The sequence below is a fragment of the Candidatus Photodesmus anomalopis genome (assembly GCF_000731785.2).
In the GTDB taxonomy this organism is placed as follows: Bacteria; Pseudomonadota; Gammaproteobacteria; order Enterobacterales; family Vibrionaceae; genus Vibrio; species Vibrio anomalopis.
In genome coordinates this window covers 170850-182614 of sequence record NZ_JGVJ01000010.1, presented here as the reverse complement: position 1 = coordinate 182614, position 11765 = coordinate 170850, and the positions used below count along the sequence as shown (strand labels likewise).

General features: G+C 30.6%; 7 protein-coding genes. 2 read left to right on the top strand and 5 right to left on the bottom strand.

Annotated elements, in window-relative coordinates:
* Positions 1–20 precede the first annotated feature (20 nt).
* Together adk and htpG are read right to left on the bottom strand one after the other, a co-directional pair.
* A complete protein-coding gene (gene adk / locus CF66_RS01470; protein WP_016503583.1) occupies positions 21–665 on the bottom strand; it encodes an adenylate kinase in 645 nt (214 codons plus the stop codon).
* A 134-nt stretch (positions 666–799) separates the two neighbouring features.
* A complete protein-coding gene (gene htpG, locus CF66_RS01465) occupies positions 800–2701 on the bottom strand; it encodes a molecular chaperone HtpG (RefSeq protein WP_016503584.1) in 1902 nt (633 codons plus the stop codon).
* Positions 2702–3063: 362 nt separating this feature from the next.
* Between htpG and CF66_RS01460 the strand changes: the two genes are divergently transcribed.
* Positions 3064–3771 (top strand): DUF445 domain-containing protein, encoded by a 708-nt coding sequence (locus CF66_RS01460; RefSeq protein ID WP_034411308.1) that lies wholly within the window; start codon positions 3064–3066, stop codon positions 3769–3771.
* Positions 3772–3898: 127 nt separating this feature from the next.
* Here the strand turns inward: CF66_RS01460 and clpA are convergent, their stop codons facing one another.
* The 3 genes from clpA to tyrS all read right to left on the bottom strand — a co-directional run bounded on the left by clpA (position 3899) and on the right by tyrS (position 10167).
* A complete protein-coding gene (clpA, locus tag CF66_RS01455) occupies positions 3899–6136 on the bottom strand; it encodes an ATP-dependent Clp protease ATP-binding subunit ClpA (protein ID WP_016503586.1) in 2238 nt (745 codons plus the stop codon).
* Positions 6137–6594: 458 nt separating this feature from the next.
* A complete protein-coding gene (locus tag CF66_RS01450) occupies positions 6595–8820 on the bottom strand; it encodes an NADP-dependent isocitrate dehydrogenase (RefSeq protein WP_016503587.1) in 2226 nt (741 codons plus the stop codon).
* A 159-nt stretch (positions 8821–8979) separates the two neighbouring features.
* Positions 8980–10167, bottom strand: coding sequence for a tyrosine--tRNA ligase (gene tyrS / locus CF66_RS01445; RefSeq protein ID WP_034411306.1), 1188 nt, complete (start codon positions 10165–10167; stop codon positions 8980–8982).
* Positions 10168–10280: 113 nt separating this feature from the next.
* Between tyrS and shyC the strand changes: the two genes are divergently transcribed.
* Positions 10281–11591, top strand: a complete 1311-nt coding sequence (gene shyC / locus CF66_RS01440) for a peptidoglycan DD-endopeptidase ShyC (protein WP_034411304.1) — start codon at positions 10281–10283, stop codon at positions 11589–11591.
* Positions 11592–11765: the final 174 nt, after the last annotated feature.

Sequence of the window (11765 nt, the reverse complement as noted above, 5' to 3'; positions counted from 1 at the left end):
AAAAGACCTCTACAAGGAAATTATATTAATGCTTTCTTGATATCATTAGTAAGTTCAGTTACTTTTTTTTCAGCATCAAACTTTAAATACCTTATATTACCAAGTTTAGCTTCTTCAAGATAATAAGAACTCAATGGAGCTGTTTGATCATAGTATATACTTAAACGAGCTCGAATAGTTTCTTCTTTATCATCATTACGAATGATTAATTTTTCTCCAGTTATATCATCTTTACCTTCAACTTTAGGTAAATTATAAATTGTATGATAAGTACGACCTGAAGCGAGATGTATACGACGACCAGCTATACGTTTTACAATTTCATCATTGCTAATATTTAATTGAATAACATAATCTATAGTTATTTTCATTTCCTTTAATGAATTAGCTTGCAAGATCGTTCTAGGAAAACCATCAAATATAAAACCTTTATAACAATCCTTTTGAGCAATCCGATCCTTAATTAAACTTAATATAATATTATCAGAAACTAGATTGCCAGAATTAATTATTGCTCTGGCTCGTTTCCCTAGTTTAGTTTCTTTTTTAATAGCAATACGCAAAATATCACCTGGTGATATTTTTGGGAGATGATACCTTTCCATAAGCAATCGAGCTTGTGTACCTTTACCTGAACCTGGAGGACCTAGAAAAATAATACGCATATCTAATTCCATTTAAATAAATTATAAGTAATACTGAAATTATTGCTTTGTATATCCAATTTAATTGGAATAGTTCAATAAATAATAAAGCTTGCATAATTATGCAAGCTTTATTAGATTTCTATTTTAGAAAATTATGTTTTTACGATCAGTGTATTAATAGCAACTAAAAACTTAGACGGATCCTCAATCGAACCACGTTCAGTTAACATAGCTTGACCTAATAACACTTCAACCCAATAAGAAAAAATCCGCTCATCAGGTTCATCTGCCATACATTTTACTAACTCATTCTTTGGGTTAATTTCAAATATATATTTTACTTTAGGAACTTCCTGACCAGCAGATTCTAAAAGCTTAGACATTTGTGTTCCCATTTCAAAATCATCAGTAACCACCACAGCTGGTGTTGTTGCTAATTTAAATGTTATTCGAACTTCCTTAACTCGGTCGCCTAAGTATTCCTTAATACGTTCAATAACAGATTTAAACTCCTCTTCTGTTTCTTTATGCTTCTCTTGTTTTGTTTTATCATCAAATTGACTTAAATCAAGACCTGATTTAGTTATAGATTGGAATTTTTTACCATTAAACTCAGTTAAATGATTCATTAACCATTCATCAATACGATTAACCATTAAAATTACTTCAATCCCTTTGGCATGAAACTGTTCTAAATGGGGACTGCTTTTAGCTGTCACATAATTATCTGCTGTTAAGTAATAGATTTTATCTTGCCCTTCTTTCATTCGATCAATATAAGAAAGAAATCCTACTGTCTGCTTAGAAGAGTCTGATTTCGTTGAAGAAAAACGGAGTAATCCAGCAATCTTTTCCTTATTTACAAGATCTTCTGCTGGACCTTCTTTCATAACCATTCCAAATTCTTGCCAAAATTTTTGGTATTTCTCTGCATCATTGTTTGCTAAATTCTCTAGGAGAGCAAGAATACGCTTAGTACAGGCACTACGTAATGACTGGGTCACTTTATTATCTTGAAGAATTTCTCGAGAAACATTAAGAGGCAAATCATTCGAATCTATTAAACCACGAACAAAACGCAAATAAGCAGGAATTAGCTGTTTGGCATCATCCATAATAAATACACGCTGTACATATAGCTTAAGACCAGATTTATGTTCACGATTCATCATATCCCATGGTGCCTTAGAAGGAATGTAAAGCAGGCTGGTATAATCATTTTTCCCCTCTACACGATTATGACTCCAAAGCATTGGATCACTAAAATCATGCGAAACATGCTTGTAAAATTCCTTATACTCCTCTTCTTTTATGTCTGATTTGTTTCTTGTCCAAAGGGCTTGTGCTTTGTTAATTTGTTCCCATTCTGTTTTTTCAGTTTCTTGACCTTTTTTATCCTTAACTTTAGTCATCATACAAACAGGAATACTAATATGATCAGAATATTTACTAATCACTTCACGTAAACGCCACTCATTAAGAAATTCTTTTCCCTCTTCACGCATATGTAAAATTACATCCGTACCCCGAGATTCTTTAATGATATTTTCAATAGTATATTCACCTTCTCCTGACGAATGCCATTCCACCCCATTATTAGATGACAAACCAGAACGAGTACGCACAGTTACAGAATCAGCGACGATAAATGCTGAATAAAAACCAACACCAAATTGACCGATCAATTGAGAATTTTTACTTTGCTCTTCTGAAAGATTAGAAAAAAATTCTGAAGTACCTGACTTAGCAATTGTTCCTAAATGTTCAATTACATCATTTCGACTCATACCAATACCGTTATCTGAAACTGTTAATGTATTGGTTATTTTATCAAAGGATAATTTTACTTTAAGGTCCCCATCACCTTGATAAAGCTCTGGATTTGACAATGCTCGAAAACGTAACTTATCGGACGCATCTGACGCGTTTGAAATTAGCTCGCGCAGAAAAATTTCTTTATTTGAATAAAGAGAATGAACCATAAGGTTAAGTAACTGTTTTACTTCCGATTGAAAGCCGCGAGTTTCCTTATTTTTCGTTGCCATTTCACTCATACTAGCTTTAGCTCCATAATAGATAAATTTTTATGTGTTTTAAAATATATAAGGACTAAAACACTTCATAATATCCCTTCGATTAACTTGGGGATCACAAAATTAAATTCAAGGTTATTGCTCATAAAAAAATTTATTATATTGAGTATTAAAAATCGAACTCTACTTAATATAGAATGTTTAATTCTATATTAAGTATATTTTAATCATGATAAAACTAGATTATTTTATAAAATAGTACAAATTAAATCATTACCAAGTAAATCTTTTCAACTCCCCCCAAAAAACTATACTCATAATAACTTTTCCAAAAAAGAAAAATCTCTTAGAATGATAGAAATTGTATTAAAATAATTAAAATTATGAATAAAAGTTTACTTACTAACATTATTGCATTATCTATACTCAGCATAAGTTATTATTTGAATAATCAACTTTTTTTTTATACTGGATTATTTGCTTTTTCAGGTTCAATCACTAATTATCTAGCTGTCTATATGCTATTTGAGAAAATTCCTTATATCTATGGTTCTGGGGTTATTCCTTCTAAATTTAAGGAGTTTAAATCTTCAATTAAAAATTTAATGATGGAAGAATTTTTTACTAAAGAGAATATAGATACCATTATGAAAAAAGAACTATTTCATAATAAATCAATAGATTTTAAATTAATTTTAAATAAAATTAATTTTGAGCCAACTTTTAGTTCTTTAATACAAGTAATTAGTGAGTCCTCATTTGGAGGAATGTTAAACATGTTTGGTGGTAAGGAAGCATTATATCCATTAAAAGAACCTTTTGTCCGAAAAGTAAAAAAATCAATAATTGAGATTACTCAAAGCAAAGAAATACAAAATATAATTCAGGAACAACTTCATACTTCTTTGATAAAAAAAGATATTCAGGAAAATATAACTCATATTATTGAAAAACGCTTAAAAGAACTGACACCAAAATTAGTTAAAGAAATGATAAAAAAAATAATCAAAGAACATTTAGGCTGGTTAGTAGTTTGGGGAGGTTTATTCGGTGGTTTGATTGGTATCATTTCATCATTTATTCAAATGTAGAATAAAACCTCAACACCATACAGAATTTTAATATCATTCTACTAGGAATTAATATTCCTAAAATGTAAGCAATAATACAAATTGCATAGAAAAAACAGTTCTTTCTAGGATCAACAAAAATTTGTAACTAGTATAAAACTTTTTCTTTTTCATTAATACATTGAAATATAAGCTTATCTTGATTTAGCAATACTTTTACTCTCCCTCCAGAAATTAATGAACCAAATAGTAATTCATTAGCTAAAGGTTGTCTGATTTTTTCTTGAATCACTCTTCTCATTGGACGAGCACCCATAAATTTGTCATAACCTTTGCAAGCTAACCAAGATTTAGCTTCCTCTGATATTTCAAAAGATACTCCTCGCTCATCTAATTGAACTTGTAATTCTACAATAAATTTATCAACAACTTGACGAACAACATTTTTATCGAGATTTTTAAACCAAATAATTTTATCTAAACGATTTCTAAATTCAGGCGAAAAAAATCTATTAATAGCTAACATGGAATCATCACTGTTATCTTGTTTAATTAAACCTATGGACCTTCTTTTAGCATCTTGGATTCCTGTATTAGTAGTCATAACTAAAATTACATTGCGAAAATCTGCCTTACGACCACTATTATCTGTTAATGTCCCATTATCCATAATTTGCAGCAGCAAATTAAGAATATCAGGATGTGCTTTTTCAATTTCATCTAAAAGCAGAACTGAATGAGGGTGTTTAGTTACTACATCAGTTAATAAACCACCTTGATCATAGCCCACGTAACCTGGAGGAGCACCAATTAAACGACTTACAGAATGACGTTCACTATATTCTGACATGTCAAAACGAAGTAACTCAATACTCAATAATTTAGATAATTGAATAGTAACTTCTGTTTTTCCTACCCCAGTAGGACCAGCAAATAGAAATGAACCTACTGGTTTATTATTTTCTCCAAGACCTGAACGTGTTAATTTAATCGATTCACTTAATGCACTAATTGCAATATCTTGTCCAAAAACTAACATTTTCATTTGACGATCTAATTGTTCTAATAGATATTTATCAGATGATGATATTGATTTCTCTGGAATCCGGGCTATCTTAGCAACAATAGCTTCAATATCAGCTACCCCAACAGTTTTTCTACGACGACGTATAGGTAGTAAACGACTATATGCTCCAACTTCGTCAATAACATCAATAGCTTTATCTGGTAAATAACGACCATTAATATACTTTGCTGAAAGTTCAACAGCAGCCCGAAGAGCTTTACTAGTATAACGAACTTCATGATAGGATTCGTATTTCTGTTTCAAACCAACCAGTATTTTCATGGTATCATCTAAAGAAGGCTCTAAAATATCAATATTTTGGAACCGACGAGATAAAGCATGTTCCTTCTCAAAAATATTATTATATTCCTTATAGGTAGTAGAACCAATACAACGAAGTTTACCCCGACTTAACAATGGCTTAATTAAATTTGCAGCATCAACTTGACCACCAGAAGTCGCTCCAGCACCAATAATAGTATGTATTTCATCAATGAATAAAATAGTATTCTCTTCATTTTCAAGCTGTCTTAAAACCGATTTTAAACGTTTTTCAAAATCACCTCGATATTTTGTTCCTACCAATAATAGGCCAATATCTAAAGAATAAACAATATTATCCTTCATAAATTCAGGGACTTGACCCTCAACAATTTTCCATGCTAACCCTTCAGCAATTGCAGTTTTACCAACACCAGATTCACCTACTAACAATGGGTTATTCTTACGACGACGACATAATATTTGAATGATACGATCAAGCTCCCTATCACGACCAATTAATGGATCAATGTTACCTTGCTTGGCTACTTGATTCAGATTAGCTGCAAATTTTTCTAAAGGTTCCGTAGAATTTACTTCTTCATTTTTTTTAAAAGAATCAGAAGATTCAGTAATTCTACGAGAAATAAAATTAACAATATCCAATCGAGTTATATTATTCTTTTTAAGTAAGTATACAGCATGAGATTCTTGCTCACTAAAGATAGCTATTAAAACGTTAGCACCAACAACTTCATTACTTCCAGAAGATTGCACATGAAATATAGCACGCTGTAAAACTCGTTGAAAACTTAAAGTAGGTTGAGTTTCTCGAGTTTTATCACATTTAGGAATGAGAGGAGTAGTTTTGTTAATAAATAAATCCAACTCCCGGCGTAAATTATCTAGATTTACCTGGCAAGATAACAATGCTTCTCTAGCTGTATCATTATCTAACAGTGTTAATAATAGATGTTCTACAGTTATGAATTCATGTCTTTTTTCTCTAGCACGAGCAAATGCAGCATTTAAACTTGACTCTAATTCTTTATTGAGCATATATGCCTCCTGGTAAGAACAATCTCATTGCTCGAAACAAGTAATGACACTTGTATTTTATTACCAATTTCTCTAGAGTAAATGCTACTTAAATTCAACTCTAGCTGCTCTCAGAGATTTAGAACTAACTTGTGAACATTTATATAATGATATAACTTAACTTATTAATATATCTAAATAATTTTAAATTTCAAAACAAATAAACCAAGAAGTTCAATAAAACTTTAATACTATTTAATCCTAGTTAATTTTGAAAAAATTAATATTATCAATAAACTAAAAAATCTATATTTTAAAATAACCATTTAAAAATAGCAGTACACATAAAATAATGCTAAGAAATAACTATTACATATGCTTTAATCAATTGAATTGAATATACCAAATTATTAACTAAATATAGATTTATATAGGACTCAGTTAAAAGCATAAAAACAAAGACTTAATCTAGTAAAAGACTACATATTAATAATTGCATTAAATAATGAACTAGGACGCATTAATATTGATGCTTTAGTAGCATCAAATAAGTAACGTCCTCCAAAATCTCCTGTCATTCCTTGCACATTATTTAATTCAGATATAATGGATTCTTCATTTTGAGAAAGTGCTTTCGCTATAGGAGTAAATTTTTTCTTTAAATCTAAATCGAGATTTTGCCTAGCTAACTTATCTGCCCAATATTTTGCTAAATAATAATGACTACCTCGATTATCTAATTCACCAACTTTACGAGAAGGAGACCTATCATCATCAAGAAACTGAGTTATTGCTTTATTTAAAGCATCAGATAAAATCCTTGCGTTTTTATTACTTTTTGTTATACTCAAATGCTCTAACGAACTAGCTAAAGCAAGAAACTCACCTAAAGAATCCCAACGCAAATGGTTTTCTGTTTTAACTTGTTGCATGTGCTTAGGTGCACAACCACCAGAACCTGTTTCAAATAAAACCCCACCGTTCATTAAATGTATAATCGACAGCATTTTTGCAGATGTGCCTACTTCAAGTATTGGAAATAAATCAGTTAAATAATCACGCAAAACATTACCTGTTACTGAAATTGTATCCAATCCTTCTTTCATACGAATCAAAGAAAATTGACATGCATCTGAAGGCTTCAAAATCCGAATATCTAAAGAAGCAGTATCGAATTCAAGCAAGTAAAGTTCGACCTTTTTAATAATTTGAGCGTCATGAGCACGGTTTTTATCTAACCAAAATACTGTTGGGATAGACAAAGAAAAAGCTTGTTTTACAGCTAATTTTACCCAATCTCGAATGGGAGTATCTTGAACTCGACACATTCGAAAAATATCTCCTTCTTCTACATCTTGTTCCAAAAAAACAAAACCTGAATTACTAACTACTTGAACGGTTCCAGAAGTATTAAGAACAAAGGTTGTATCATGTGAGCCATATTCTTCTGCTTTTTTTGCCATAAGCCCAATATTAAATATGCTACCCATCGTAGTTGGGTCAAACGCACCATGTTTTTTACAAAAATCAATTACTGTTTGATAAACCCCTGAATAGGTACTGTCTGGGATAACTGCTTTAGTGTCTTTAAATTCATGATTTGGTCCTAACATTTTTCCAGATGCACGAAGCATTCCTGGTATTGATGCATCAATAATAACATCACTTGGAACATGAAAATTAGTAATGCCAAGCTTTGAATCAACCATTGCTAACTGAGGCTGAGTTTGATGAACTATTTCAATAGCTGATTTTATTTCATTTTTTTCAGATGTAGGTAATAAATCGATTTTAGCATATAAATCAGCCAAACCATTTGATGGCTTTATTCCAAGTTGTTTAAATTTATTACCATATTTTTTAAATACTGAACTATAATATGTCTCAATAGCATACCCAAAAATAATTGGATCAGAAATTTTCATCATACTTGCTTTCATATGCAAAGAAAAAAGCAACTCTTTTTCTTTAGCATCAATCATCTCTCGTTTGAAGAAGTCTACCAACGCAGATTTTTTCATCACTGAAGCATCAATAATTTCTTGATCTTGTAGAGAAAATAATTCTTTAAGTACTCTGATTGAACCATTAGTTGTAGTTAATTTAATAGTTACTTCTGTCTTACCATTTAAAGTAATAGATTGCTCATTATCTAAAAAATCCTGGCTAGACATACTTGATATATGAGTTTTAGAATTGGAGTTCCACTTTCCTATTGAGTGAGGATTTTTTCTTGCATAATTTTTAACCGATAAAGGAATAAATCGAATTGAATTGCCATCTCTTAATAATTGGTTAACTGCACTACCTTTAATTCTATCGTAAGTACTCTTAATGTTTTTTTCTAGATAATTAACTGGTTCTTCAGAATAGTTAGGTAAATCATAACCCCTTTCTTGCAACTCTTTAATTGCCATTTTTATCTGAGGAAGAGAAGCTGAAATATTAGGAAGTTTAATGATGTTCGCTTCTGGAGTTTTCACTAGTTTAGCTAAATATTTTAATCCATCAGTAATATGTTGCTCTTTTTTTAAGTAACTGGAAAAACTAGCAATAATACGTGATGCTAAAGAAATATCACAAACTTCAATATTAATACCAGAAGAAATGGTAAAAAACTTAATTATAGGCAATAAAGAATATGTCGATAAAGCTGGTGCTTCATCAGTCATGGTATAAACAATAGTAGATTTTTGTCTAGGCATAAAACACTGTCCTATGATAGGATATATTTTGATGGATAAAATATATACATTCTGTTATTTCTTCACCAATAAAAATAACACAAGTATGATATATAATCACCTAATATAATAGTACAATTGCCAACTACATCTAAAGAAAAAAATAAAAATTTTAAACCATTATTTTATTCTAACGCAAGCAAATCTACGTCTACCAACTTGAAAAATATAAGTTCCAGTGTTAAGCTTTAACATGATGTCTGTTATTCTTTGACCATCAATTCTTACTGCACCCTGCTGTATCATACGTAAAGCGTCCGAAGTAGAAACACAAAGTTTTGATTCCTTCAAAATATTTTTAATTGGCAAACCAAGCGCATATTCAAATTCTGGCATTCTATTTGGAATTTTTTTCTTCTGGAAACAATCAATAAATTTATCTTCTGCAAGACTAGCTTCTGATTTGCTATGAAAACGAGAGACAAGTTCTTTTGCTAGTAAAATCTTAATATCACGTGGATTTTTACCAAATTTAACATCTGTTTTTAATTGATTAATTTCTTTCAGACTTCGTAGAGATAATAGTTCATAATAATTCCACATCATATTATCAGAAATAGACATTATTTTACCAAACATCTCATTGGGCGGTTCACTAATACCAATGTAATTACATGCAGATTTAGACATTTTTTGTTTACCATCTAAACCAAGTAACAATGGCATCATCAATACTATTTGCGGTCGTTGTCCATCTATCTTTTGTAATTCACGACCCATAAGCAAGTTAAATTTCTGATCTATGCCTCCTAACTCAATATCACTATGTAAAATTACTGAATCATAACCTTGTAATAATGGATATATAAATTCATGAATAAAAATCGGTTTGGCGCTCATATAGCGACTTTTAAAATCATCCCGCTCAAGCATACGTGCAACTGTATGTTTGGATGCTAAAAGAATGATTCCTTCAGAATCTAACTTTGATAACCAGCTAGAATTAAAAAAAACATCTGTTTTTTTAGGGTCCAAAATCTTAAAAATTTGTTCCTTATAAGTGGTAGAATTTTTTAATATATCTGTCTTATTCAATCTAGGACGCATGCAATTCTTTCCTGAAGGATCACCAATCATTGCAGTAAAGTCACCAACTAAAAATTTTACTTTATGACCTAAATTTTGAAAAATACGTAATTTGTTTAAAATAACAACATGACCTAAATGAATATCTGGTGCCGTAGGATCAAAGCCTAATTTAATATAGAGAGGGCGTCTCTCTCTTAACTTAATCAGTAATTCTTCTTCAGAAATTAATTCTTCTACACCACGATTAATTTCAGCTAACACTAACTCAATATCCACAATTTACATTCACTCTCATAACTAATAATTAATCATTCTACTTTAATAGCGCTATTTTTCAAAACAGGTTAGACTCATAGACATCGATATTTCAAATTTACGGAATCCAATTCAGCATGTTAACTATTCTAACTCAAATTTCATCAACTTATCGAAGCTTTATTGTATTTGCTACTGGATTAATAATCATCAGTATTTTTCTTCCTAATTATAAAAAACTGCAACAAGAGAAAAAACACTATCAAATTGGACATCATTACCCTTTATATATCAGCAATAAAGAACTTCATTCTAGTTATAATAACTCAGATCTATCCCAGTCAATTAAGCGTTGGAATAAACATACTGTAGGTTATGGTGAAAACAGTGCAATTTTATTTCAACGGCTTGGTTTATCTTCTCGACTACTATATCAACTAGCAAATACGAATGATGATATTAAATCTCAATTAACCAAATTAAAACCAGGCGATATATTAGAGTTTGGTTTTGATGAAAATCAAACTTTAGCTGAATTAAGGCGATCAGTGAGTCCTATTAAAACATTTATTATTTATAAAACTGATTCTGGTTTTGACTCTAAATTTGAAGAAAAAGAGCTAAATTTTGAATATAACTATGTAGAAGCTAAAATCACTTCTAATTTTTGGAATGCTGCTATTAATGCTGGTTTAACAGCAAATCAGATTATGGAAATTGCAGAAATCTTTGGTTGGGATATTGATTTTTCCCTTGATATTCGAATTGGTGATCAATTTAAAGTACTTTATCAAGAACAAGTAGTTGAAGGTGAAATTATTGGACGAGGTAAAATCGTAACAGCTATATTTACTAACCAAGGACGTACATTTACTGCAATTTTAGATGATAAAACTAATAATTATTACGATCAAAATGGTCATGCGATGAAAAAAGCTTTTTTACGTTCTCCTGTAGATTTTCGTCGTGTTTCATCAAACTTTAATCCTCGCCGGTTACACCCAATAACAGGAAAAATACAACCGCATCGAGGTACAGACTACGCTGCACCAATTGGTACTCCTGTTTGGGCTGCAGGAGATGGTATAGTCCAAAAATCAAGCTACAATAAGTTTAACGGGAATTATGTCTTTATTCGCCATAATCAACATTACGTAACTAAATATTTACACCTAGAAAAACGGATGGTAAAAGTTGGTCAGCGTGTTAAACAAGGTCAAACAATCGGAACTGTAGGTGCAACAGGCCGTGTAACAGGGCCGCATTTACACTATGAGTTTTTGTTTAATGGGGTACATAAAAATGCTCGCACTGTTGAACTACCAAAATCTAACCCTTTAACTGGAGAAGAAAAAACAAACTTTATTACTAACGCAAAAATCTATTTAATACAACTGAATCACTACAGGAATGCACTTTATGAAAACAATGTTAGTAGGAATTCTTAGATAAATTAAATCAGTAATACGCATACTGTGCTTACTTTAAGTATATCAATGTAGCAAATAGTTAAGATTTCTACTATTACTTTAAATAAGATTTAAGCAGATTCATCTTGTTAGAATCATCTCTAGCTTCAAACAAGTTTAGTATTTTGTATTCTAAATGAATTTAATGCATCA